Below are 24996 nucleotides of genomic sequence, written 5' to 3' on the forward strand. Positions count from 1 at the left end.
TAAATAATGCAAAGCATTGATTGCAATGTGTTTTTTGCAAGTGTGCTTTTTGATTTATAAAGCTCTTTTTTATTTTTAAGAAACAATTTTAATTTACTGATACACTGCAGTTATGAATGTTTTTGATTAATTAGAACGCTAGGATTAGGCTTTAAGTGTAAAAGAATATAACGGGGTAATAACCCTAAGATTAAAAATTCTTGATACTGAAAATAAATCGGTTTAATCACACAACTTTTATAGTTATATGATCGATTAATTATAGTATTAAATGCAGAACTAAACTTATAACTGCATATAGAACTAAACGCGTATTACTCAACAAATTTTTGACTTAACGATCTCATTTGTTAGTAGAGTTAACAAAGATGATCAATGGTTTACTACACCTAAGCAGGCACTAAATGCTCAAAAACGCCTCGTGATATATCATTTTTCGACATGCTAGATACGCTAGTAGTTAAAAGGAATTATTATAGCTTTTAAGCGCAGCTGAGGATAAATAATTTTTTGACAACTGTTGTGTTAGTAATGTGGTAACAGTTTTTCATGCTGGCGTTACCAACACCTTAATAGCTTTCTAATTTTTTTCAGTTTTACTATTTCAGCTAGCAAAAAATATAACAAGCACTGAGAAAAATTATAAAAAGTATAAATCGAATCTATCAACACTTATTTCCAAGTCGGCAGTTTATTGTTCGTCAAAATGGTGAAATAAGATACATCAAAGCCTCTTCTACAGTGCAACTTAGCCTTGTTCTGTTGATTGCTTTAACATTTTCTTGGCTGTTGTTTAGTAGCGTTGAATATTTTTCATTGAACGATAAAGTGTTACAAAGCCAAGATAAATTGTACCAGTCACAAACATCTTTGGACCTGTTAGTGTTCAAATACCAAGATAAACAGAGGCAGTTGCAGCAGCAGTTATTACAAGTACAAGAGCAACAAGAATTACTGCGAAATGTATTGGATTCACTACCGACAGCCATAGTTGATCAAAAGCATGAAATTATTGGGCAAACTAGTGATGCAACTCCACCTAATATTGGTCTTAGCTTAGAAATAATAAGTAAAACTAATGATCCCATATGGTCGGTTATGCAGCAAAGTCAGACTGATATTGACCAATTGAAGCAAAAACAGCAATTTAGTTATAACCAATTAGAACAGCAAATAAATAAACGCAAGCAGGTACTTGAGCAAGCAATGAGACTGGCGGGCGTGTCTAGTGCAGCCGTGCTTAAGCAATCGACGTCCCCTGTATTCGGCCAGGGAGGACCACTCAACCAAGTGTTAGCCCAAGAACTTGATATTGACAATAAAAACTTGATAGAGAAATTACTCAGTTTAACCAAGCTAGAAGCGGCATTGAGTAATATACCAGTTATTTTTCCAGCAAAAGATTATTATATTTCCAGCCTTTTTGGTATTCGAAAAGACCCTATGCTCAAACACCCTGCAATGCATAAAGGCATTGATATGGCAGGTTGGTTAAAAACTGAAATATTTGCTTCGGCTGACGGCACTGTGCGTCGGGCAGGAATAAATGGTAGTTATGGCCGCTTTATCGAAATTGATCACCACAATGGATTTATGACACGCTTTGGTCATCTACATAAAATAAAAGTAAAGAAAGGGCAAGAAATCAGTAAGGATGATGTTATTGGCTTAATGGGGAGTAGTGGGCGCAGCACGAGTACTCACTTACATTATGAAGTTCTTTTTAATAACAAGCAGATCAACCCTCTTTCACTCATTAAGGCTTTGAAAAATGTTCTCTAAAAACAAAGATAAAGACGTAGCGGTAGAAAATAAACGCAGTAAAAATAATAACAAGATACCCTCAATTATTAGTTCTGACGTTAACATTGTGGGTAACGTATCTAGCGAAGGAGTGATTCAACTTGATGGTAGAATCGAAGGCGAGATACATGTGAGGCATTTAACAGTTGGTATTCATGGCCTGGTTGAAGGCGCTATTTTTGCTGAAGAAGCCGTTATTAAAGGCACTGTTACTGGATCTATCAAGGCGCAAAAAGTGATACTAGAAAAAACGGCAGAAGTGCGTGGTAATATTCAACATGAAGTCATTAGTATAGAGGCTGGCGCTGTTATCGAAGGTAAAATTAATCATATAAGCGAAAATGTCACTGAGCTAGCCATGTCCAAAAAAAGTGTAAAACCGAGTGAAAATCTCAGCACTGAGTAACCTAATGCAATAAAATACTACAAGAAAAATAATATTAGCCTCAACCTCATTCATAAGTAGACGAGCTGATATGTTGAAAAGTATTACCCAAGTGTGAATACTTGTTAATAATAGATTGAATTAAGTAAATAACATAAAAGTATCCTGTTATTGTGAGGGCGGTTATTTTAGAGCAGATTAACAAAGTTAAGCTTTATATTATTGCTACACCAGAACAACATCAGTATGGTTTAATCAGTCGCTTAGTCAATCTTTAAATAACAAGACAATGAAGTCTCGCGTAGGTCAGGTTTTCATACAAGTAATAAATCAACAATGACATTGCTGGGTAAAGCCATCACAATGGATAACAACCTACTCAACTAATCTTTACAGATTTAAACTATATATTACTTAACGAAGTGTCTATTACCACCCTAATCATACACGCATAAAAATTAGTATTTAATGCTCACATCTGTTCTTTTATAATCACTATTTTTAAATATGCTTCTTAGATATAACAATATTGATATCAATTAACTTTTTGAAATAATTGATAATAGTATTTTTTTGAGTGCGGATTTTAGTATTGTTATGTCGTTATATCTATATTTTTGTGCTACGGTTTCATTATAAGCTCTGTTAATTTATTATATTAAAGGATTTAATATGTTGGTGAAAATCTTTACTAATCTCATTAGTATTACAATTTGGTCGAGCCATCTTAATATTGGGCCTAAATATCATGATAAGTAACACCATCGATGGAGTGATTCAAGGTATTGTATCTATAAAAGATATAGATGACTCTGATAGCGTCAAGAATAAGCTCAATAAACTATTGTCAATTGTTCGCAAACATCTCGACATGGACGTAGCCTTTATTGCAAAGTTTGTTAATAAAGAACGAGTTATTAAAGTTCTTGATGCTAAAAACGATATGTTGTCAATCAATGTCGGTGATTCAGATCCGATAGATGACACCTACTGTGAAAAAATAGTTGATAATGTACTGCCAAATATTATTCACAACACTAAAGAAAATGATATCACCAATTCGCTCCCAATTACCGAAAAGTTATCAATAGGCTCGTATATAGGTGTTCAAATAATATTATCTAACGGTGAGGTTTACGGTACCTTTTGTTGTTATAAACAGTCACCAGATGACACCATAAATCAACGAGATCTATCTTTTTTAAATGCTATTGCAGATATTGCCAGTGAATTAATTGAGAAGAATGTTAAAACAGAGCTCAGTCATAACGAAATGAAAGCGAAGATTATCTCTGTACTAGAGCAAAATAAAATTAATATTCATTACCAGCCCATATTTAACCTTCGCAGTAACAAAATTATAGGTTACGAATCGCTTTCTAGATTTAACACGCTCCCTTATAAATCACCTGATATTTGGTTTGCAGACGCATCTCAAGTTAATTTAGGTGAAGAGCTTGAAATTTTGGCGATTAAAAGTGCAATCAAAGGTATTGATGAATTTAACTTAGATACCTATATTGCTATAAATACATCGCCGGCATATGTGTTAAATGGAGCTGTAGCAATTGCCTTACAGGGAGTAAATTTAGAACGTATTATTCTAGAGATTACAGAACATGCACCGATTAGAAACTACCCTGAATTTCGCAAGGCATTAGAGCCACTTCGTGAGCGGGGATTGCGTATTGCTATTGATGACGCTGGTTCAGGTTACTCTAGTTTCCAGCATATTTTGGAGCTTGAAGCTGATATTATTAAACTAGACATTACACTGACCCAAAACATTAATTCCAATCATAGAAAATATTTATTAGCAACTGCACTATGCGCATTCTCTAAATCGATAAATTGCAGTATTATTGCTGAGGGTGTAGAAACGGTTGAAGAGTTGAATTCACTAAGAGAATTAGGTGTTGATAGTGTACAAGGATATTTACTTGGCCGGCCAATGCCGATTAAAGAAGCGATAAATTATGTAACAATTTTTTAGTACTGAGGTTATAGAAATAACATAGTTCAGAAGCTATTTATCCTAAATCAGTAGGCAAGATTTTTTGAATGAATAAAATTTATCACCTTTATTGTTTGCTAACAAAACTTTGAATTGACTGCAATGGTCAATTAAAATGGGGAAGATTTTAAGTAAAAAAAATTAGTATGCTATCAGCAAGCTGACAACTTAACTCGTCATTAATAGCGAATCTTTTCTCTGATCATAAACTGATCGTTTATCTGGTTGAATAAACATGTGTTGTTATAACGAAAGGCTATTTTATAAAGCAATTAAAGTTGCTTTTAGCCTTTATCGACGAACTCGCATTATAAGCAATAATATTAAACATTATTCACAGTCACAACCCACTTAGTAGGCTAGAAAAGTATCCACTTCTTGTTTGAAATTTTCATGAGTTGTTAGCACTTTTAAAGATTGATAAAGAGCTTCTATTGCTGACAAATTTTTTGTAAAAACAATTTTTAGCTTCATAAAAAAGTATGCAGTAACTTCACTAGATAAGCCTAAGCTACCACTTTTTAAATGCATTTTATTGCCGCTACTGATCGCTTTTGGTAACATTAATTTAATAGCTCCGCTACGTGTTGGTACTTTTACTTTTTCATTTAATGCATGCCTAGCATGAGTTAATGGTAAGTTGAGTGATTATATGAGCGCCTTCAAGCACATATAAAGGGTTTGGGTTGAGGTCAATTTAAAGATAAAAATCACCATATATTTAACCGCCAGCACTAGGTTGTCTTTGCTTTTGTAAACGAATTTCTTGACCAGTTTTATGCCTTTTAAAATGCTTACTTTTAAGTCCTTATTTTTTTGTATCCCTCCACGTTGATGAACAATTTGATCTTGTACGTTGAAATTAGGGGGAACCGGTGTAAGTATCTTGTAAATCAATCAATATTTTGCATTGCTTTCTTGCCCTACATTGATTGACAACCACGCGAGGCATGTTGGTCGCAACAAAGGCACTAACAAATAACGATTTAAAAAAGCTCGTAAATCGACTTTTTGACAATATTATCATGGTTTTGATGATGTTGAACTAGCGAACTAGGGGGAGTGTAAAACCTGATTAGCCATCAGCCAAATTTTTAAATTCAGTTGTAACCTTAACTTTAATTTTATGCGGTGTAATAAATACTTTGTATGCTGTTTTAAGTGAAAACGATAAACTATTACCTGAGGATTTTATCTCTATTTATATATAGGCGTAAATTTATAACAATCAAAGGCGGGTTGTAAACTACTTATACAGCAGATGTTTTATGTCGTTAACTTTTATTATACTAAAATTATGCGTTGTTTATAAAATAATCACTTAAAAGTGAAGTTTCGATGGGGCTCTGAGCATTAATCCTGTATGATACGCGGCTTTATTATGGTGGCTAAGCATTTGTCTATTGATACATCTAGCTTAGTTATCCAAAATTACAGTATTAACTATCACTTTAAAGCCATCTGTTAGCACTTACTAGTTAATGAGTTTAGTTAACGGAAAATAGGAATATCTTTTGATCACTACATCTAACATTACAATGCAATTTGGCGCAGAGCCTTTGTTTGAAAACATTTCGGCTAAATTTGGCAATGGTCACCGCTACGGTTTGATCGGCGCAAATGGTTGTGGCAAGTCTACATTCATGAAGATACTCAGTGGTGACTTAGTACCAAGTTCAGGCAATGTCTCGGTTAGTACTGGCAACAAAGTCAGTACGTTGGGTCAAGACCAGTTCGCTTTTGAACAACACAATGTTATTGACACTGTTATTATGGGTGACATGCCATTATGGAAAGTAAAGCAAGAAAGAGATGCTATATACGCACAAGCTGAAATGAGCGAAGCCGATGGTATGCGTGTTGGTGACTTAGAAAGTGAATTTGCTGAAATGGACGGTTACACCGCAGAAAGTCGCGCAGGTGAAATACTACTAGAAGCAGGTATCGAAGAATCTTTTCATTATGGTTCAATGCAACAAGTTGCTCCAGGTTGGAAACTTCGTGTTTTACTTGCACAAGCCTTATTTGCTAACCCTGATATTTTGTTACTCGATGAGCCAACCAACAACTTGGATATCCATACCATCAGTTGGTTAGAAGCTGAGTTAAACAAACGTAAATGTACCATGATCATTATTTCTCATGATAGACATTTTCTTAATTCAGTATGTACACATATGGCTGATATTGATTACGGTGAATTACGGGTTTATCCTGGTAATTACGAGTTTTTCCTCGCGCAGTCTGGTTTGTTACGCGAGCAATTATTAGCCGGTAATGATAAAAAAGTTGCTGAGATCGCTGAGTTGCAAGACTTTGTTAACCGTTTTGGCGCTAACGCTTCTAAAGCGAAACAAGCAAGTTCTCGTGCTAAGAAAATGGATAAAATTAAACTTGATGATGTAAAGTCTTCAAGTCGTATCACCCCAAAAATAGCTTTTGCCCCTGGCAAGAAAATGCATAGACAAGCACTAGAGCTTGAAGGTTTAGCTCATGGCTTTGACGGCGTTACTTTGTTTTCTAAAGGTGATTTACTGTTAGAAGCGGGCGCTAAACTAGCTATCATCGGAGAAAACGGTGTTGGTAAAACGACGTTGCTACGCTGTTTAATGAGCGAGTTAGAGCAGACTGAGGGTGTTGTTAAATGGTCTGAAAATGCTTCTGTGGGTTATTGTCCACAAGATAGTGGTTCATTCTTTGACAACGACTTAACATTGATGGAATGGATGTCACAATGGCGTAGACCTTGTCACAATGATTTAAGTGTCCGTGGCATGCTAGGACGTATGTTATTCACTGATGATGATGCTAACAAGAAAGCACGTAACTGTTCAGGTGGTGAAAAGAATCGCTTGTTATTCGGTCGTTTAATGATGGCTGATATCAACGTATTAATTATGGATGAGCCAACTAACCACATGGATATCGAAGCGATAGATGCATTGAACAATGCGCTAAAAGACTTTGAAGGTACGCTAATTTTTGTTAGCCATGACCGTGAGTTTGTTTCTAGCTTAGCAACCCGTATTATCGATATTAAAGATAAAAAGCTTGTTGATTTTCAAGGTTCATTAGATGAATATCTTGATAGCCAAATACAGGCTCAAAAAAGAGCTTAGTCCTCTTTTAGCTGAGTTATTTGATTGTTGAAAACGCCTTTAATGGCGTTTTTAACGCTTTAACTAAGCACTATTTATAGATAAAAAAATGAGTTAGCCAATATTTAAAATGAGTGCGCTATACTCTCTACCACTCTGAAGACAACTCTACTGCTGCCTTCACCTTAACAACGTTCTCTAGGTCTAAACATGATAAACAATGATATTCTTCGTCGCTTAAGTACTTTACTTGATTTTGATGACGAAAAAACCCGTGCCGTCTTTAAATTAAACGCTTGTGAAATATCAGCAGAGCAATTGGTTTGTTTTTATAAAGAAAAAGACGATGAGGCCTATGTTGAACTACTTGACGTAGAATTTGCTAGTTTCCTCAATGGTTTGATTGTTGAAAGAAGAGGCGCAAAAGAAGGACCACAAGCGGTTCCTGAAGCTGTCTTAACTAATAACGCTATTTTTAATAAGTTGAAAATTGCTTTTTCTCTACAAGCTGATGAAGTGATCGATACGCTTGAATTAGCCGAGTTGAGCTTAACCAAATATGAATTAAGTGCATTTTTTAGAAGCATCAATAATAAACATTATAGAGATTGTAGTGATGAAGTTTTATCGACCTTTATTAAAGGTTTAAAAATTAAACTTCAAGGATAGTATTATGCCATTTTCGACACTGGGATTAAGTGAACCGCTTTTAAAAGCACTTGCTGACTTAAAATATAGCGAGCCAACGGCTATTCAGAAAAAAGCCATTCCGGTTATTTTATCGGGAAAAAACCTTGTTGCTGCAGCGCAAACAGGTACAGGTAAAACGGCCAGTTTTGTTTTACCCATGCTTGAAAAACTTAATACCGAACGAAAATTACGTGGCAAACGTATTCGAGCGCTTATTCTTACGCCAACACGTGAACTTGCCGTTCAAGTAGAACAAAGTATCCGTGATTATGGTAAGTATTTAGACCTAAGCTCAATGGCAATGTACGGTGGTACTGACATTGAACCGCAAAGGCAGAAGCTTATTTGGGGGGTTGATATTGTTGTTGCGACTCCCGGACGATTACTTGATATGGCTCATCAACGTGCTCTGCATTTTGATGAACTTGAAGTCCTTGTTTTAGATGAAGCTGACAGAATGCTTGATATGGGTTTTATTGAAGATATCAATAAAATCATTGAACGTTTGCCACTCGAACGTCAAAACTTACTGTTTTCAGCCACTATTTCTGATGATGTTCGAACGTTATCAAAGCGTACTTTTAGTAATGCGACAGAAATCTCTATCGGCAATAATAGTGCCTCTAAACCTAAAATTGACCAATGGTTAATAACGGTTGATAAAGGTAATAAATCGGCATTACTGAGCCATTTAATTATTGAACATCAATGGCAGCAAGCGCTGATCTTTATCGAAACAAAACACGGTGCAGCTAAACTTGTTAGCCAGCTAGAAAAACGTGGCATTAGTGCCGAGTCTATTCATGGTGGCAGAACACAAGCGATGCGAGAACAAGTTCTTAATGATTTTAAAGTCGGTAAAATTAAGTTTCTTGTCGCAACAGGTATTGCTTCACGTGGTCTTGATATCGGCGAGCTAACTCGAGTGGTTAATTACGACTTACCAGATCAAGTCGATGACTATATTCACCGTATTGGTCGAACAGGTCGAGCGGGAGCCTCTGGAGAAGCGGTATCATTTGTAGCCAAGGACAACTTTAGAAACTTGTGTGCGATAGAAAGCCGTTTAGGACATGTTATTAAACGCAAAGAATTTGAAGGATTTCCAGTCAAAAAAGTGGTGCCACTTTCTATATTAAATTACGTGCCAAAAAATAAACGTTAACTACGGCTCATTAATTTATTAAGTTTGTATTGTGCTTGTTGGGGATGGGTTAAATCGATGATTTCTATCATTTCACACTCATCCCTGATCATCTCACTGATATTACTCGGATAATCCCGGCAGTCTTCAGGGCGGTCTTGATAAATGGCACAAGTATATTTAACTTGCTCGCTAGCATCTTGGTTAGGCATCTTTTCTAGGAAAGGGCACTGTGTCAGTTGCTTACCGGTTTGAGGATTAAACCAAATCTTATCTTTTATTGCATATTGATGAATGTGCGGGCGAAAAATTTCCCACATTTCAATATCTTCAATCGAAGCTGCTATGCCTCCGTCGCCATATTTTATACAGCATTTTCCACATTGATTACAATCTTTCAATGGTTGCTTGACTCGTTTTAGTGTTTAAACAAAAGTGTATCATGTTAGCCTAACAATTATTGCGTAAGGCATTCGTGTTTCTTTATACAATTAATTATCTCACCTTGTGCTGATTTGATATCCCCAGTATGCTCACCGACAATAAAGCAAATTTTCGAATTAAAGGTAATAATAACAACGTGAAAAAATCTATTTTAATAACAGGTTGTTCAAGCGGTATTGGCTTAGATGCAGCCCTGACGTTATCAACAAGAGGCTATCAAGTTTTTGCTACCGCAAGAAAACAAGCCGATGTCGTTATGCTACAAGAAAAGGGTTTAACCGCTTGCCAGCTTGATTTAAGCCAAGTTGACAGTATCCATGCGGCACTTGCTTTTGTGCTCAATGAAACGGGGGGGACATTAGATTTTCTTTTTAATAATGGTGCCTATGGTCAACCGGGTGCACTAGAAGACTTACCAACTCAAGCGCTTATAAGCCAATTTGAAAGCAATGTTTTTGGCTGGCACGAACTGACTAAACAAGTGATTCCGATTATGCGCAAGCAAGGTCATGGCCGAATTATTCAATGTAGCTCGGTGTTAGGCTTTGTTTCTATGGCTTATCGTGGCGCTTATAATGCCTCAAAATATGCTGTTGAAGGTTTATCTGACACCTTAAGGTTAGAATTGAGATCAGCGAATATCGCAGTGATACTTTTACAGCCGGGTCCCATTAATACTCAATTTCGCGCCAATGCCTTAAGTGCTTTTACAGCCAATATTGACGCTAAAGACAGTGTCCATCATGTTGAGTATCAACAACAAATAGCAAGGCTGGCCAGTAAAACCTCGAATGCAAAATTTACCTTAGAAGCGGCAGATGTCACCAAAGCGTTGATCCATGCTTTAGAGAGTAAACGCCCGAAAATAAGATACAGAATTACCGTGCCTACTAAACTATTTGCCGTATTCAAACGTATACTACCGACAAGTTGGCTCGATAATCTTTTAGCTAAAGGTTAATGAGCTAAAATAAGGTAAACTAACAATAAAATATTATTCATTTTTAAAAGGTAACTCTGATGAAAAGAACATCAAAAGTAGTTTGTACATTTTTAGCATTAATGACGAGCTTTAGCTTGTTAGCCTCTGATTTAAAAGTGGGAGAGCAAGCACCAGATTTTAAATTGCAAGCCACCAATGGTGATTATTACCAACTCAGTGACTACCAAGGTAAGCAAGCGGTTGTTTTAGCTTGGTATCCAATGGCTAACACGCGTGGTTGTACCATTGAATGTAAGTCATTGGTTGAGAAGGGGCATTTGATCAGAGCGTATAATGCAAGTTACGTTATGGCCAGTGTTGACCCATTAGATGACAACAGAGATTTTGCTAAGAAAACCGGCGCAGACTTTCCGATGTTAAGCGATCCAACAAAAGCGACTGCAAAAGCCTACGATGTGTTGAATATGATGCAAGTTGCTAGTCGTGTGACATTTTATATTTCTAAAGAAGGTAAAATCTTGAAAATAGATGATGATATTTCGCCAAGAACAGCGGCAGAAGATATTGCTAGTAACCTTGAAATGTTAAAAGTAGCAAAAGCTCAATAAGATAATAAGAGCAGCCAATACTTTTTGGCTGCTCATTATAAGTTACTCAGCGAGTAACTTTTCTATATCCGCTTTAATGCTAGTTGGTTTAGTGGTTGGCGCATAGCGTTTAACCACTTGGCCTTTTTTGTTCACTAAAAACTTAGTGAAATTCCACTTGATGCTCTTAGAACCTAGTATTCCAGGTGCTTTTGCCTTTAAAAAGGTAAAAAGAGGGTGAGTGTTGTCGCCATTAACATCAATTTTATCAAATAATGGGAATTTGATATTAAACGTTAGATCACAAAACTGCTGTATTTCCTCATTACTGCCTTTTTCTTGTTGCTTAAACTGATTACAAGGAAAAGCTAAAACCGCTAAACCTTGTGTTTGATACTCACTGTAAAGGGATTGTAAGCCTTCATATTGTGGCGTAAATCCGCAGGCACTTGCCGTATTTACAATAAGCATTACCTTACCTTGATAGTCTTTCAACTCAACGGTTTCTTTTTTATTGTTTAGTGCATTAAACTGATAAATAGCGTCAGACATTGATTATTCCTTTATATTAAGCGGCTTAAAATTTAGTGAAATTCTTCACAAGCTATCAAAGTGTTCTCGATTAAACTTGCTACTGTCATTGGGCCTACGCCGCCAGGTACGGGCGTAATGTAAGCGGCTTTCGTCTGAGCTACATCAAAACCGACATCACCAACAAGTTTGCCATTGTCTAAACGGTTAATCCCCACATCAATAACAATAGCGCCAGCCTTAATCCATTCTCCAGGAATGAACTCAGGTTTTCCTACGGCCACAACAAGTAAGTCAGCGTTACGTATTTTATCTTCAAGATTTTTAGTGAATCTATGTGTGGTGGTTACTGTGCAACCGGCCAGTAATAGTTCTAACGTCATTGGACGACCAACAATATTTGAAGCACCGACTATAACCGCCTCTAAACCATGTGGGTCTATACCGGTAGTCTCTATCAGTTTGATAATGCCCTTAGGTGTACAGGGGCGCAATCCTGGCTGGCGAAGTGCTAGTTTGCCAACGTTGAATGGGTGGAAGCCATCAACATCTTTTAAAGGGTTAATATGCTCGATAATTAAATTAGCATCTAAACCTTTTGGCAAAGGGAGCTGAACAAGAATACCATCAATATTTTCGTCATTATTTAATTCATCAATTAAAGTAAATAATTCAGCTTGAGTGGTTGTTGGGGGCAGATCATATGAGCGAGAAAGAAAACCAACTTCTTCACATGCTTTACGCTTACTACCAACATAAACCTGTGAAGCAGGATCTGAGCCGACTAATATCACGGCTAGCCCGGGAGGTCGTAAGCCATTTTTAATGCGTACTGCTACTTTTTCTTTTACTGAGAGCCTAAGCTGCTGAGCAATATATTTACCGTCTATAAGAGTTGCTGTCATGATAGTTTCTATTAACTTAGTTAAATGATGAAAAACGACACTATTTTCGCATAAAAACTTAGACTGTTATAGCTACTGTTCCTATAAATGGTCTTTTATTCGGTAATATATCGTCAAATGAAGATTTAAAAATAAAATATCCGCTAAACAAGTAGGCCAATAACAGAATTTATTGGTAATTGAAGAGTTGCTATATTTATAGGCAATAAGTGCTGATTATCAAGCGGCTTGTTTTAAAAGTGAGCAAACGGTTATTTTTTTATAAAAAAGGTTTGACGGGACTCAGGCAACTAGGTAATATCCGCATCCGTTGAAAGGGACGTATTTTTAGTTCTTTTAAACGCAGTACATATCGGTGATTAGCGCAGCTTGGTAGCGCACTTGGTTTGGGTCCAAGGGGTCGCAAGTTCGAATCTTGCATCACCGACCACTTTTTTAATTATTTTTAATAACTAGAAATTTGGCCTGTAGGTAATGTGCGCCCTTAGCTCAGCTGGATAGAGCAACGCCCTTCTAAGGCGTGGGTCGCAGGTTCGAATCCTGCAGGGCGTACCAAACAGTATTTTACAATGGTGGCTATAGCTCAGTTGGTAGAGCCCCGGATTGTGATTCCGGTTGTCGAGGGTTCAAGTCCCTTTAGCCACCCCATTTTTTTCAAGAGATGGCGATAAAATATTGTAGTGAAGTAGGTTAAGTAGAAAATGTCGGTGATTAGCGCAGCTTGGTAGCGCACTTGGTTTGGGTCCAAGGGGTCGCAAGTTCGAATCTTGCATCACCGACCACTTCTTATTTTAGAGTCCTATTATCTTTGTTAACTCCCCGTATACATTTCTATTTATAAATCATAAATTTAATCTAAAACAACTCTTTAACTACCCGTTACACCAATCTTTATGCACTTTAGACTTAATTTATTACATTTAAATGAAGTCAGCACACACTGTTTTTACTCGTTTTATCACCCATTTAAAAAATAAGTCAAAAATAACGTCATTAAAGGGTCGACTCTTATAACAAGCATCGCTATAATTTCGCGTCATTATTTTAAAATCTAGGTCTATATCATGCCTTTTAAACCTCGCTGAGCGAGGAATTATTTATTGGTGTTGGTATTTACTCTGATTTTTCGGGCTTCTGTAGCATTGGTTATAGGGCTACAAACGTCACACTCTTTGGCTAATTAAGCTGTGAAGTAGTTGTGTTATTGAAAGCGTTACTAAAACGCTAAGTTTTGAGGTATTAAAATGCAAGTTTCAGTAGAGACTACACAAGGTTTGGAACGTAAGTTAACTATTTCTGTTCCTGCAGAATCAGTAGATGTAGAAGTTAAAAACCGTCTTCGTCACATATCAAAAACCCAGCGAATTAATGGTTTCCGTCCAGGTAAAGTTCCTGCGACTGTTATCCAAAAGCGTTACGGTCAATCAGTTCGTCAAGAAGTTGCTGGCGAATTAATGCAACGTAACTTTGTTGATGCAATCGTTGCAGAAAAAATGAATCCAGCTGGTCGTCCAAGTTTTATTGCTAAAAGCAATGAAGACGGCAAAGCGCTAGAATTCGAAGCTACTTTTGAAGTTTACCCTGAAGTTACTTTAACGGGCTTAGATTCAATTAACGTTGAACGTCCTGACGTTGAAGTTACAGATGCTGATTTAGATGAAATGTTTATTACATTACAGAATCAACATAAAACGTGGAAAGAAAACAAGCGTAAAACTAAAGCCGGTGACAAACTTGTTTTAGATTTTACTGGCCGTGTTGACGGTGAAGTTTTTGAAGGCGGCGAAGCTAAAGATTTCGAACTTGAGTTAGGCGCTGGTCGCATGATCCCAGGTTTTGAAAAAGAAATTACTGGCATGAAAGCTGGCGATGAAAAAACAATTAAAGTGACTTTCCCTGATGATTACCATGCTGAAAACCTAAAAGGCAAAGAAGCAGAGTTTGATATCGTTCTTCATAAAACTGAAGGTCCAGTATTACCAACAATCGATGAAGATTTTGCTAAATTGTTTGGTGTTCAAGAAGGTGGTGTAGAAGCATTACGCACTGAAGTAAGCACTAACATGACTCGTGAGTTAACCCAAGCGGTTAAAGCTAAAGTTAAAGAGCAAGTAATCGAAGGCTTATTAGCTGCTAACGATGTTGAAATTCCTAAAGCGTTAATCGCTCAAGAAATTGACGTTTTACGTAAGCAAGCAATGCAACGTTTTGCGGGTCAAATGGATCCTAATAACATGCCAGAGCTTCCAGCTGATATGTTTGAAGAGCAAGCTAAACGCCGTGTTAAAGTTGGTTTGTTACTAGGTGAAGTGATCAAAGTTAATGAATTAAAAGTTGATGAAAACAAAGTTAACGAATTAATTGCATCAGCCGCATCAGCTTACGAAGATCCAAAAGAAGTTATCGAGTACTACGCAACAAACAAAGAGCTTAACCAACAAATGCAAAATGTTGCATTAGAAGAGCAAGCTGTCGAATTGTTACTTGAAAGCGCAAAAGTTAATAAAAAGAATGCAAGCTTTAAAGATATAATGAATCCAGAAGGTAAATAAGACTGAGTCTTTTAGGATTCTTGCCACTGAGCAAAGAAACTTAATTGGCTCAGTGGCTGCCATTTGCTTAAATTTGTAGCACTTTAGTGAAACAAATGTGAATTGGTAGACCTTTTAGATTGACATTATGTCAAGCAATCGCTTAAATGGCTGGTATGGGGACATACGAGCCATTTTTTATATAGAAAGGAAATTTTAGTTGTTTACTTCTCAAAATAATTCTCAGAAAATCACCAGCACTATCGATAGTGCTTTAGTGCCAATGGTTATTGAGCAAACACCTAAGGGTGAGCGCTCGTTCGATATTTATTCAAGACTTTTAAAAGAGCGTGTTATTTTCTTGTGTGGTCAAGTTGAAGATCACATGGCTAATTTGATTGTTGCTCAGTTATTATTCCTTGAGTCTGAAAGTCCTGATAAAGATATATACTTATATATTAATTCACCTGGCGGTTCGGTAACTGCAGGTATGGCTATTTACGATACGATGAAGTTTATTAAGCCAAACATCAGTACCGTATGTATTGGTCAGGCGGCTAGTATGGGCGCATTCTTATTATCAGGCGGTGAAAAAGGTAAACGTTACTGTCTACCAAACGCCCGTGTGATGATTCATCAGCCACTTGGTGGTTTCCAAGGTCAAGCATCTGATTTTGAAATTCATGCGAAAGAAATTCTTTATATTAAAACCAAATTGAACACTTTAATGGCTGAGCATACAGGTCAGTCATTAGAGAAAGTTTCTCATGACACCGACCGTGACAACTTCTTAAGTGCAGAAAGTGCGGTTGAATATGGATTAGTTGACTCTATATTAACAGAAAGATTAGATAAATAATTTCACAACTTTGTGAACTAGATAATTTATGAAATACTTAACAGTATCTGTATTAGAAATTAAACAAATTGAGGTTCCGTATGACCGATATTAAAAATGGTGACGGTGATAACGGCAAGCTTTTGTATTGTTCGTTTTGTGGCAAGAGCCAACATGAAGTTCGTAAACTTATTGCTGGTCCGTCAGTATTTGTTTGTGATGAGTGTGTCGAACTGTGCAACGATATTATTCGTGAAGAAATAAAAGAAATTTCCCCGAAAGAAGAAAAAGAAAGCTTACCTACACCGATAGAGATCCGTGAAAGTTTAGATGACTACGTTATTGGTCAAGATCACGCGAAAAAAGTATTAGCCGTAGCGGTTTATAATCACTACAAACGTTTACGCAATGGTGACTCTCACAATGGTATAGAGTTAAGTAAAAGTAATATTTTACTTATTGGCCCAACGGGTAGTGGTAAAACATTACTGGCTGAAACCTTAGCGCGTTTGCTTGATGTGCCCTTTACTATGGCTGATGCCACGACATTAACTGAAGCAGGTTATGTTGGTGAAGATGTTGAAAACATCATCCAAAAGCTTTTACAAAAATGTGATTACGATGTTGAAAAAGCCCAGCGTGGTATTGTTTACATCGATGAAATTGATAAAATTTCTCGTAAATCAGATAATCCATCAATCACGCGTGATGTATCAGGTGAAGGTGTTCAGCAAGCATTGTTGAAGCTTATTGAAGGCACTATTGCTTCAGTTCCACCACAAGGTGGGCGTAAACATCCTCAACAAGAGTTTTTGCAGGTTGATACTTCAAAAATCTTATTTATCTGTGGTGGCGCATTTGCCGGTTTAGATAAAGTTGTTGAGCAACGTTCGCATACAGGTGCAGGTATAGGTTTTGGCGCAGAAGTTCGTGGCAAAGATAGCAAGAAAACGCTAACCCAACATTTACAAGATGTTGAGCCAGAAGATCTGATTAAGTATGGTTTAATTCCTGAATTTATTGGTCGTTTGCCTGTTGTAGCAACATTAACAGAACTTGATGAAGACGCATTAATCCAAATATTGCAAGAGCCTAAAAATGCGCTAACTAAGCAGTTTGGTGCATTGTTTGACATGGAAAACGTTGAATTAGAGTTCAGAGAAGATGCATTAATTGCTATTGCACACAAAGCTATGGTGCGTAAAACGGGTGCGCGTGGTTTACGCTCAATTGTTGAAAGTGTCTTACTTGATACCATGTACGAATTGCCATCAATGAATGATGCGATAAAAGTTGTGGTCGATGAAACAGTAATAAAAGGTGAATCAAAACCAATTATTATTTACGACACACCACAGGAAAAAGTAGCGAGCGAATAGCCGTTCATTGCTAAGATTTTAGGTGTTTCCACAAAAAGAGTTAGATGACATTGGTCATTTAACTCTTTTTTTTTGTCTATCCGTTGAAAGCTTTACTAAAATCCCCATATACTTTTTAACTACAATTTTTTCCCTACTGATTTTCGAGAGAGTAACCTATGACCGAAGAGTTATCTGGTATCAATGAAATTCCTGTTCTAGCCTTGCGCGACGTTGTTGTCTATCCCCAAATGGTGATCCCATTATTTGTAGGTCGCGAAAAATCTATTCGCTGTTTAGATATCGCAATGGAAAACGACAAGCAGGTTTTTCTTGTTGCACAAAAAGATGCCGCAGTTGACGACCCTACAGCCGATGATGTTTATCGTGCGGGTACGATTGCCACTATTTTACAAATGTTAAAATTACCTGACGGCACGGTGAAAGTGTTAGTTGAAGGAGCGCGTAGAGCGCGTATAACTCAATTTGTTGAAACACAAGAATACTTCACTGCCGATATTGAGTTTCTTGACGTAGAAACCGTTAACGAAGACGATTGCGAAGTCTTGGTTCGTTCGGCTATTTCTCAGTTTGAAGGTTATGTCAAACTCAATAAAAAAATACCACCTGAAGTGTTAACTTCAGTTTCAGGTATTGATGATGCCGAACAATTAGCGGATACCATGGCTGCACATATGCCATTAAAGTTAGCTGAAAAGCAAAAGGTACTAGAAATAGAGAATGTTGCTCAACGTCTTGAATACCTAATGGCACTGATGGAAGGCGAAATTGACTTATTACAAGTTGAAAAGAAAATTCGTACCCGTGTTAAAAAACAAATGGAAAAAAGTCAGCGCGAATATTATTTGAATGAGCAAATGAAAGCCATTCAAAAAGAATTAGGCGATGACGAAGAAGGTTCAAACGAAGTTGAGCAGCTTGAAAAGCAAATTGAAGATGCGCAAATGCCCGAAGAAGCTAAAGAAAAGACTTTAGCTGAAGTACGGAAATTAAAAATGATGTCACCGATGTCGGCAGAAGCAACCGTGGTTCGCTCATACATCGACTGGATGATCAGTGTACCTTGGAAGAAGCGTAGTAAGTTAAAGCGTAACTTAAAGCTTGCTCAAGATATTTTAGATAAAGATCATTACGGTTTAGATAAAGTTAAAGAACGTATTTTAGAGTATTTAGCGGTGCAGCAACGTGTTAGCCAGCTAAAAGGACCTATTCTTTGTTTAGTTGGCCCTCCAGGGGTTGGTAAAACGTCTTTAGGACAATCTATTGCTAAGTCAACCGGACGTAAATACGTGCGTATGGCACTAGGTGGTGTGCGTGATGAAGCTGAAATCCGAGGCCATCGCCGCACATATATTGGTTCTTTGCCAGGTAAGTTGATTCAAAAAATTGCTAAAGTTGGGGTTAAGAATCCACTCTTTTTATTAGATGAAATAGATAAAATGGCGTCTGATATGCGTGGCGATCCTGCATCTGCTTTACTGGAAGTGCTTGATCCGGAGCAAAATACGACGTTTAACGACCATTACTTGGAAGTTGATTATGATTTATCCGATGTGATGTTTGTTGCTACTTCTAATAGTATGGATATCCCCGGACCTTTATTGGATCGCATGGAAGTTATTCGTTTGTCGGGTTATACCGAAGATGAGAAGCTTAATATTGCCAAGAATCACTTACTTGATAAGCAAGTTGGTCGTAATGGTCTAAAAGAGAAAGAAATTTCAATTGAAGACAGCGCTATTATGGGGATCATTCGCTACTACACAAGAGAAGCTGGGGTACGTGGCTTAGAGCGAGAGATATCAAAACTTTGTCGTAAAGCGGTAAAAGCGATTTTATTAGATAAAACCATTAAGAAAGTCACTATTAATCAAGATAACTTATCTGAATTTTTGGGTGTACAACGTTTTGATTATGGTAAAGCGGATAGTGAAAATAGAATAGGTCAAGTAACTGGTTTAGCGTGGACATCGGTAGGTGGTGAGTTATTGACTATAGAAACCGCTTCGGTTCCTGGTAAAGGTAAACTGACTTACACCGGTTCTTTAGGTGACGTGATGCAGGAATCGATACAAGCAGCGATGACGGTTGTGCGTAGTCGAGCCGATAAATTTCGTATTAATGCTGATTTTCATGAAAAACGTGACATCCATGTCCATGTCCCTGAAGGTGCTACACCAAAAGACGGGCCAAGCGCCGGTGTTGGTATGTGTACGGCATTAGTTTCTAGCTTAACCGGTAATCCGGTCAGAGCTGATGTTGCTATGACAGGTGAAATTACGTTACGAGGTGAAGTACTTCCTATTGGTGGCTTAAAAGAAAAACTCTTGGCTGCGCATCGTGGTGGTATTAAAACGGTCATTATTCCAAAAGATAATGAACGTGATTTGGAAGAAATTCCTGACAATGTTAAAGGTGATTTGGTTATTCATCCGGTAAAATGGATAGAAGAGGTATTAGATATTGCCTTAGAACATCCTGTAGAAAAATTCAAATTAGGCAACTAATTTGTAAAAATTGCTGTTTTTTTAGTAAATAAAAGAAAAAATTGCAAAAAATTAACAAAAAACAGTGATTTTTGCTTTTCATACACTGAAACTGTGTTAAGTTAATGTCGCTGATAACGCTAGACCCCTATCCATACATAGGATTAGGGTTTGGTTAAGATAAAAATAAATAATAAATTTTATTTTCTTAAACACAGTGCTTGATGTTCAAAAGAAGCTCAATATAAAAGTTTCCGCAGGACGCTAAAACAAATGATGGCACTGAATAATAACAATTGAAGGGGAATACTTGTGAACAAATCTCAACTAATCGAAAAAATCGCTGCTGGCGCAGACATCTCTAAAGCTGCTGCTGGTCGTGCGTTAGATTCATTTATTGAAGCTGTTACAGACGAATTGAAAAATGGTGAGCAAGTTGCTCTAGTTGGTTTTGGTACTTTCTCAGTACGTGACCGTGCTGCTCGCACTGGCCGCAACCCACAGACGGGTGCAACTATTCAAATCGCTGCAGCTAAAATCCCAGCATTTAAAGCTGGTAAAGCATTAAAAGATTCAGTTAATCCATAATTATCTGCTTCAATTTTTGTAGATAAATTAGAAAAGCCTTTTTAAACGAAGGCTTTTTTTATTTTACATATCCCATAAATAGCTTCATTTATATCACTATAAAATAATTAAATCTTCGTCTGCTACTTCAAGGTCAGTGATGCTTCTGATAGAATCCTGAACAAAGATATATCTGTCGTAATAAATAGAGAAAAAGATGTTAGAAAATATTCGAGAAGGTTCACAGGGCTGGATTGCAAAATCAATCCTAGGTTTAGTTATTTTAACTTTTGCTTTAGCGGGAATTGGTACTTATACCAACTCAGTAGACACATCTGTCGCTGACGTTAACGGTGAAAAAATATCACAAGATGCTTTTAATAAAGCTTATCAAGCGCAACGTAATCGTATGGCACAACAATTTGGTGATATGTTCGAAACATTATCAGCAGATGAAAATTATATGGCGAACTTTCGTAACGGTATTTTAGATAACCTAATCAATGAAAAACTGATTGATCAAAGTACAGTTAATATGTCTATTCGCGCTTCTGATCAACGTATAAAGCAAACGATTCGCACGATGACTGAATTTCAGGTTGATGGTGTTTTCGATAATAATCGTTATTTAGCGATGATTAACCAAGCCGGTTTCTATCAATCTTCAGATTTTCGTGATTACTTACGTGTTCAAATGACTCGTCGTCAATTAACACAAGCACTTGTTGCCAGTGAGTTCAACTTGCCATACCAAGAAAAATGGGCAAACGCTTTACAAAACCAAAAGCGTAACGTCCGCTATGCGACAATTAATGCTGAACAGTTTAAAGCCGGTATTGAGTTAACTGACGATGCAATTAATCAGTACTACTTAGCTAATCAAGCCCGTTTTGAAAACGAAGAGAAAGTAAAACTTAACTACATCACACTTGATGTTAACGAAATTGCAAAAACAATTGAAGTCAGTGACGATGATGTTAAAGCTTACTACCAAGAGAATATTGCTAGCTATCGTCAAGACGAACAGCGCCGTGTTGCTCATATTTTAATTGAGTTTGGTGATGATGAAGTTGTGGCAAAAGTAACGGCAGAAGCTTTATTAGCCCGTGTTAATGCAGGTGAAGATTTTGCTACTTTAGCCAAAGAAAGTTCAGACGATACTTTTAGCGGTGAAAATGGTGGCGATTTAGAATGGATTGAACGTGGTGCCATGGGCGATGCGTTTGACGAAGGTGCGTTCGCGTTAACCGAAATTAATAGTGTAAGTGATATTGTTGAAAGTGACTTTGGCTTTCATATCATCAAATTAACTGACCTAAAAGCTGAACAAGTTCAAGCATTTGCTGATGTAGAAGTAGAATTGCAAGCAAAAGTGAGTCAAACAAAAGCACAAGATAAGTTTTATGATTTACAACAAGAAATGGCTCGATTAAGCTTTGAAGCTCCTGATAGTTTAGATGAAGCTGCTGAAGCCGTTAACTCAAAAATAATGACGACAGACTGGTTAAACAAATTTGGCAACACAGCGCCATTTGATAGTCCTAAAGCAATCGAAGCTGCTTTCTCTGACTTAGTCCTTCAAGAGAACTTAAACTCAGACATTATTGAAGTTAGCGATACTTTAGCGATTGTTATTCGTTTAGAAGAGTACCAACCAGCAGAAGTTAAGCCACTTACTGAAGTTACTGCGCAAATTCGTGATACCTTAATTAGCGAGAAAGCAACAGAGCTCGCACAAACAACAGCTGACTCTTTACTTGTTTCATTTAAAGCCGGTAATGATATTAGCGAGCCGTTAACAGCGATTAACGCCGTATTTGTTGAAAAAGCTGTTGTTGCTCGCTCAGGCAGTGATATTGCGCCTAGCTTAAGTCGTGAGGCTTTTAAATTACCTCATCCAAGTGAAGGTAAGATTTCAGCAACGACGGTAACATTAAATAATGGTGATTTAGCCTTATTAGAAGTTCAAGCTGTTATAGCGAGTAATGTTGATAAAGCACTTGATCCAAGAATGGCACAACAACAAACGCAGCAACTTGCACAATCTGCTTACCAAAGCTTTGTTGAATCATTGAAAGTTAATGCTGAAATTACTAGTAAAGCAATAGCGGCGCCAGTATCTCAGTTTTAAGTAGCTAAGTGACTCAGTTATCAAGCGATTAACTAACGATACTTATTAATAACTAGTATTGAATTAAATGAAGGCTGCAAATTGATTGCAGCCTTTTTTATTACTCATAGCAAAAAGTCAAAAAAACTAAAATTATGCATTCCTCCTTGCTAGAAAAATATTTACCTGAACTTAACCCTCATGAAAATTCATTACCCATCTTAGATCTGGCTTGTGGCAATGGCAGGAATGGTTTGTTTTGCCTAGAGAAAAATTTAGCGGTAACTTTTGCTGATATTAACACGCAGTCATTAGCGAATGTTAAGCAAGCAATAAGTCATGATGCAGATAAATACCAATCGACATTAGCGACCTTTTGGCTAGTTGACTTTGAACAAAAGCTTTCTCAGTCATTAATAGAAAATAGTCATAGTGCAGTAATCGTTTTTCGCTACTTACACCGACCACTTATAGAGCAGATTAAAGCGGCAGTAGTTCCTAATGGTCTCGTTATTTATCAAACCTTCACCTTAGGACAAGCTTTTCTTGGTCGCCCCAAAAACCCTGATTTCTTATTAAAAAAAGGAGAATTACTTGAGCATTTTGCTGATTGGCAAATTATTCATTCTTTTGAAGGGACAATAATTTCAGACACGGGTAGTAATAGCCAAGCCATAGCGCAAGTCGTGGCGAGAAAACCTTTATAATTGCTCAACATGCAAGTTGTGGCATGATCTGTTTAACCTGCTTAACTTTATTCATTCAGCGCAGACGGTTTTTTTTTACCGCAAAGTATTTTTACCGCAAAGTATCTTTTATCGATATGTTTAGGGATAACAATTTCAGACACGGGTAATCATAGCCAATCCATAGCGCAAGTCGTGGCGAGAAAATCTCTATAATTGCTCAACAAGCCAGTTGTGGCATAATCTGTTTAACTTTATTCATTCAGCGGAGACTTTTCTTTTTATGGCAAAGTACCTTTTATCAATAGACCAAGGCACGACAAGTTCACGAGCGATATTGTTCACCACCCAAGGTGAACGTTACGCGAGTGCCCAAGAAGAGTTTCCGCAATACTTTCCTCAAGATGGCTGGGTCGAACACAACCCTAACGAACTATGGCAGAGTGTCTTAAGTACCTGTCAAAAAGTGCTAGATGAAAACCAGTTGAGTGCTAGCGATATCTTAGGTATTGGCATAACCAACCAGCGAGAAACGACCCTCGTATGGGATAAAAATACTGGCGATGTTATTTATAATGCGATTGTTTGGCAAGATAGACGTACTGCTTTTTTTTGTGATTCAATTGATTGTCAAGAAATCAAAAATAGCATTATGGATAAAACGGGTTTAATTTTAGATGCGTACTTCTCTGCGACCAAAATTAATTGGTTATTGGATAATGTACCTGGCGCAAGAGAAAAAGCAGACGCAGGTCAGTTACTTTTTGGCACTGTTGATACTTTTTTATTGTGGCAATTAACGGCGGGAAAATCTCATAAAACCGATGCAACTAATGCTTCTCGCACTATGTTATTTAATATTCACCAACAATGTTGGGATGATGAATTACTGGCTTTATTTTCAATACCCAAAAGTATGTTGCCTGACGTGATGGACTGCGCCGCTGAATTTGGTGTCACGCAATCATCTTTATTTAATGGTGAAATACCTATTTTAGCGATGGCAGGTGATCAACAGGCGGCTTTATTTGGTCAAGCTTGTTTTACTGAGGGCATGGCGAAATGTACTTACGGTACAGGCGCATTTTTAATGCTAAATACCGGCAATAAAGCTTTAAAGTCAACTAATCGGCTACTGACAACTATTGCCTATCGTTTAAATGGCGACGTTACTTACGCTATCGAAGGCAGTATTTTTATGGCAGGGGCAACTATTCAATGGCTAAGAGATCAATTAAAGATCATTGATAAAGCAAGTGACAGTGAAAAAATTGCTGAAAATACGGTTGTTGAGCATGGTGTTTTTTTAGTCCCAGCATTCACAGGTTTGGGTGCCCCGTATTGGGATCCTAATGCCCGCGCTGTTATTTCAGGCCTTAGTCGTGACTCAGGTCGAAATGAAATAATTTCTGCCGCTTTGCAGTCGGTTGCTTTTCAAAGTAAAGACTTACAAAATGCCATGGCCAAAGATGGCTTAGCGCTCTCATTTTTAAAAGTAGACGGCGGCATGGCTGAAAATAACTGGTTGCTTAATTTTATCAGCGATATGTTATCGATAACAGTTGAACGCCCTGATATTGTTGAAACCACAGCGTTAGGTGTTGCTTATTTAACCGGCTTACAAGCAGGCGTCTTTTCTTCTGTTGATGAATTATCAACCTTGTGGCGCTGTGAAAAATGTTTTAAACCACAAATCAGCGAGCAGAAAAAAAATCGTCTTTATGCGCAATGGCAAGATGCCGTAAGTAAAGTACAAAGCTAATACCTTATCTTGCGAGTAGTTATCAATTTAGGCAAAAGCTAGCGATTGTTATTGTCACTGAAATTCTGCACTTTGCGCGTTAACAGGTATACA

20 protein-coding genes and 4 tRNA genes are annotated in these 24996 nt (G+C 37.2%); 20 read left to right on the plus strand and 4 right to left on the minus strand.

What is annotated here, in order from left to right; translation table 11 throughout:
- Positions 1-882: 882 nt before the first annotated feature.
- From H4J67_RS20990 to H4J67_RS03115, 3 genes are all read left to right on the plus strand, one after another.
- Positions 883-1782: a peptidoglycan DD-metalloendopeptidase family protein gene (locus H4J67_RS20990; protein WP_182174309.1), complete on the plus strand. Its 900-nt coding sequence runs from the start codon at positions 883-885 to the stop codon at positions 1780-1782.
- Positions 1772-2209, plus strand: coding sequence for a polymer-forming cytoskeletal protein (locus H4J67_RS03110; RefSeq protein WP_182174312.1), 438 nt, complete (start codon positions 1772-1774; stop codon positions 2207-2209). The genes H4J67_RS20990 and H4J67_RS03110 overlap by 11 nt, the downstream gene beginning before the upstream one ends.
- 727 nt (positions 2210-2936) lie before the next feature.
- Positions 2937-4181, plus strand: a complete 1245-nt coding sequence (locus H4J67_RS03115; protein ID WP_182202853.1) for an EAL domain-containing protein — start codon at positions 2937-2939, stop codon at positions 4179-4181.
- 372 nt (positions 4182-4553) lie between these two features.
- Here the strand turns inward: H4J67_RS03115 and H4J67_RS03120 are convergent, their stop codons facing one another.
- Positions 4554-4766: a hypothetical protein gene (locus H4J67_RS03120; protein ID WP_182202855.1), complete on the minus strand. Its 213-nt coding sequence runs from the start codon at positions 4764-4766 to the stop codon at positions 4554-4556.
- A 950-nt stretch (positions 4767-5716) separates the two neighbouring features.
- On the opposite strand from H4J67_RS03120, the gene H4J67_RS03125 reads away from it, so the two are divergent.
- The 3 genes from H4J67_RS03125 to H4J67_RS03135 all read left to right on the plus strand — a co-directional run bounded on the left by H4J67_RS03125 (position 5717) and on the right by H4J67_RS03135 (position 9155).
- Entirely contained in the window at positions 5717-7321 is a 1605-nt protein-coding gene (locus tag H4J67_RS03125; protein ID WP_070374171.1) for an ABC-F family ATPase, read from the plus strand.
- Between the two features lie 189 nt (positions 7322-7510).
- Positions 7511-7969 (plus strand): DUF1456 family protein, encoded by a 459-nt coding sequence (locus tag H4J67_RS03130; protein ID WP_182202857.1) that lies wholly within the window; start codon positions 7511-7513, stop codon positions 7967-7969.
- A gap of 4 nt (positions 7970-7973) precedes the next feature.
- Entirely contained in the window at positions 7974-9155 is a 1182-nt protein-coding gene (locus H4J67_RS03135) for a DEAD/DEAH box helicase (protein WP_182174321.1), read from the plus strand.
- Here the strand turns inward: H4J67_RS03135 and H4J67_RS03140 are convergent.
- Positions 9152-9535: a YkgJ family cysteine cluster protein gene (locus H4J67_RS03140; RefSeq protein WP_182202858.1), complete on the minus strand. Its 384-nt coding sequence runs from the start codon at positions 9533-9535 to the stop codon at positions 9152-9154. The two genes, H4J67_RS03135 and H4J67_RS03140, sit on opposite strands and share 4 nt — an antisense overlap.
- A 179-nt stretch (positions 9536-9714) precedes the next feature.
- Here H4J67_RS03140 and H4J67_RS03145 point away from each other — a divergent pair, with 179 nt between their 5' ends.
- Both H4J67_RS03145 and H4J67_RS03150 read left to right on the plus strand, forming a co-directional pair.
- Positions 9715-10539 carry an SDR family oxidoreductase gene (locus H4J67_RS03145; protein ID WP_182174327.1) on the plus strand — a complete coding sequence of 275 codons (825 nt, stop codon included), beginning with the start codon at positions 9715-9717 and terminating at the stop codon, positions 10537-10539.
- Positions 10540-10598: 59 nt separating this feature from the next.
- On the plus strand, positions 10599-11129 hold the full coding sequence (locus H4J67_RS03150; protein ID WP_182174330.1) for a redoxin domain-containing protein: 531 nt from the start codon (positions 10599-10601) through the stop codon (positions 11127-11129).
- A 42-nt stretch (positions 11130-11171) separates the two neighbouring features.
- On the opposite strand, the gene H4J67_RS03155 is transcribed toward H4J67_RS03150, so the two are convergent.
- Together H4J67_RS03155 and folD are read right to left on the minus strand one after the other, a co-directional pair.
- Positions 11172-11660 carry a glutathione peroxidase gene (locus tag H4J67_RS03155; RefSeq protein ID WP_182202860.1) on the minus strand — a complete coding sequence of 163 codons (489 nt, stop codon included), beginning with the start codon at positions 11658-11660 and terminating at the stop codon, positions 11172-11174.
- A gap of 32 nt (positions 11661-11692) precedes the next feature.
- A complete protein-coding gene (folD, locus tag H4J67_RS03160; RefSeq protein ID WP_182174336.1) occupies positions 11693-12544 on the minus strand; it encodes a bifunctional methylenetetrahydrofolate dehydrogenase/methenyltetrahydrofolate cyclohydrolase FolD in 852 nt (283 codons plus the stop codon).
- Between the two features lie 353 nt (positions 12545-12897).
- Here folD and H4J67_RS03165 point away from each other — a divergent pair.
- The 12 genes from H4J67_RS03165 (at position 12898) to glpK (ending at position 24903) form a co-directional block, all read left to right on the plus strand.
- Positions 12898-12974, plus strand: a tRNA-Pro gene (locus H4J67_RS03165).
- Between the two features lie 48 nt (positions 12975-13022).
- Positions 13023-13099 (plus strand) — tRNA-Arg (locus tag H4J67_RS03170).
- 17 nt (positions 13100-13116) lie between these two features.
- A tRNA-His gene (locus H4J67_RS03175) sits at positions 13117-13192 on the plus strand.
- A 57-nt stretch (positions 13193-13249) separates the two neighbouring features.
- Positions 13250-13326, plus strand: a tRNA-Pro gene (locus tag H4J67_RS03180).
- A gap of 462 nt (positions 13327-13788) precedes the next feature.
- A complete protein-coding gene (tig, locus tag H4J67_RS03185) occupies positions 13789-15096 on the plus strand; it encodes a trigger factor (protein WP_182202862.1) in 1308 nt (435 codons plus the stop codon).
- 229 nt (positions 15097-15325) lie between these two features.
- Complete coding sequence (gene clpP / locus H4J67_RS03190) at positions 15326-15934, plus strand: ATP-dependent Clp endopeptidase proteolytic subunit ClpP (RefSeq protein WP_083278125.1); 609 nt, start codon at positions 15326-15328, stop codon at positions 15932-15934.
- Between the two features lie 80 nt (positions 15935-16014).
- On the plus strand, positions 16015-17292 hold the full coding sequence (clpX, locus tag H4J67_RS03195; RefSeq protein ID WP_070374163.1) for an ATP-dependent protease ATP-binding subunit ClpX: 1278 nt from the start codon (positions 16015-16017) through the stop codon (positions 17290-17292).
- Positions 17293-17450: 158 nt separating this feature from the next.
- Positions 17451-19799, plus strand: a complete 2349-nt coding sequence (gene lon, locus H4J67_RS03200) for an endopeptidase La (protein ID WP_070374162.1) — start codon at positions 17451-17453, stop codon at positions 19797-19799.
- 291 nt (positions 19800-20090) lie between these two features.
- Positions 20091-20366: a nucleoid-associated protein HU-beta gene (gene hupB, locus H4J67_RS03205; RefSeq protein ID WP_070374161.1), complete on the plus strand. Its 276-nt coding sequence runs from the start codon at positions 20091-20093 to the stop codon at positions 20364-20366.
- Between the two features lie 196 nt (positions 20367-20562).
- On the plus strand, positions 20563-22476 hold the full coding sequence (locus H4J67_RS03210) for a SurA N-terminal domain-containing protein (protein ID WP_182202863.1): 1914 nt from the start codon (positions 20563-20565) through the stop codon (positions 22474-22476).
- Positions 22477-22610: 134 nt separating this feature from the next.
- Positions 22611-23162 carry an SAM-dependent methyltransferase gene (locus H4J67_RS03215; protein ID WP_220471610.1) on the plus strand — a complete coding sequence of 184 codons (552 nt, stop codon included), beginning with the start codon at positions 22611-22613 and terminating at the stop codon, positions 23160-23162.
- A gap of 262 nt (positions 23163-23424) precedes the next feature.
- Positions 23425-24903: a glycerol kinase GlpK gene (gene glpK, locus H4J67_RS03220; RefSeq protein ID WP_182174348.1), complete on the plus strand. Its 1479-nt coding sequence runs from the start codon at positions 23425-23427 to the stop codon at positions 24901-24903.
- Positions 24904-24996: the final 93 nt, after the last annotated feature.

This window comes from Colwellia sp. BRX10-4 (genome assembly GCF_014077465.1).
GTDB lineage: Bacteria > Pseudomonadota > Gammaproteobacteria > Enterobacterales > Alteromonadaceae > Colwellia_A.

Excerpts from the sequence above, each read along its gene's own strand:
- H4J67_RS03110 (WP_182174312.1), top strand. The coding sequence starts at position 1,772 with ATGTTCTCTAAAAACAAAGATAAAGACGTAGCGGTAGAAAATAAACGC.
- H4J67_RS03115 (WP_182202853.1), top strand. The coding sequence starts at position 2,937 with ATGATAAGTAACACCATCGATGGAGTGATTCAAGGTATTGTATCTATA.
- H4J67_RS03120 (WP_182202855.1), bottom strand. The coding sequence starts at position 4,766 with ATGTTACCAAAAGCGATCAGTAGCGGCAATAAAATGCATTTAAAAAGT.
- H4J67_RS03130 (WP_182202857.1), top strand. The coding sequence starts at position 7,511 with ATGATAAACAATGATATTCTTCGTCGCTTAAGTACTTTACTTGATTTT.
- H4J67_RS03135 (WP_182174321.1), top strand. The coding sequence starts at position 7,974 with ATGCCATTTTCGACACTGGGATTAAGTGAACCGCTTTTAAAAGCACTT.
- H4J67_RS03150 (WP_182174330.1), top strand. The coding sequence starts at position 10,599 with ATGAAAAGAACATCAAAAGTAGTTTGTACATTTTTAGCATTAATGACG.
- H4J67_RS03155 (WP_182202860.1), bottom strand. The coding sequence starts at position 11,660 with ATGTCTGACGCTATTTATCAGTTTAATGCACTAAACAATAAAAAAGAA.
- folD (WP_182174336.1), bottom strand. The coding sequence starts at position 12,544 with ATGACAGCAACTCTTATAGACGGTAAATATATTGCTCAGCAGCTTAGG.
- tig (WP_182202862.1), top strand. The coding sequence starts at position 13,789 with ATGCAAGTTTCAGTAGAGACTACACAAGGTTTGGAACGTAAGTTAACT.
- clpX (WP_070374163.1), top strand. The coding sequence starts at position 16,015 with ATGACCGATATTAAAAATGGTGACGGTGATAACGGCAAGCTTTTGTAT.
- lon (WP_070374162.1), top strand. The coding sequence starts at position 17,451 with ATGACCGAAGAGTTATCTGGTATCAATGAAATTCCTGTTCTAGCCTTG.
- H4J67_RS03210 (WP_182202863.1), top strand. The coding sequence starts at position 20,563 with ATGTTAGAAAATATTCGAGAAGGTTCACAGGGCTGGATTGCAAAATCA.
- H4J67_RS03215 (WP_220471610.1), top strand. The coding sequence starts at position 22,611 with ATGCATTCCTCCTTGCTAGAAAAATATTTACCTGAACTTAACCCTCAT.
- glpK (WP_182174348.1), top strand. The coding sequence starts at position 23,425 with ATGGCAAAGTACCTTTTATCAATAGACCAAGGCACGACAAGTTCACGA.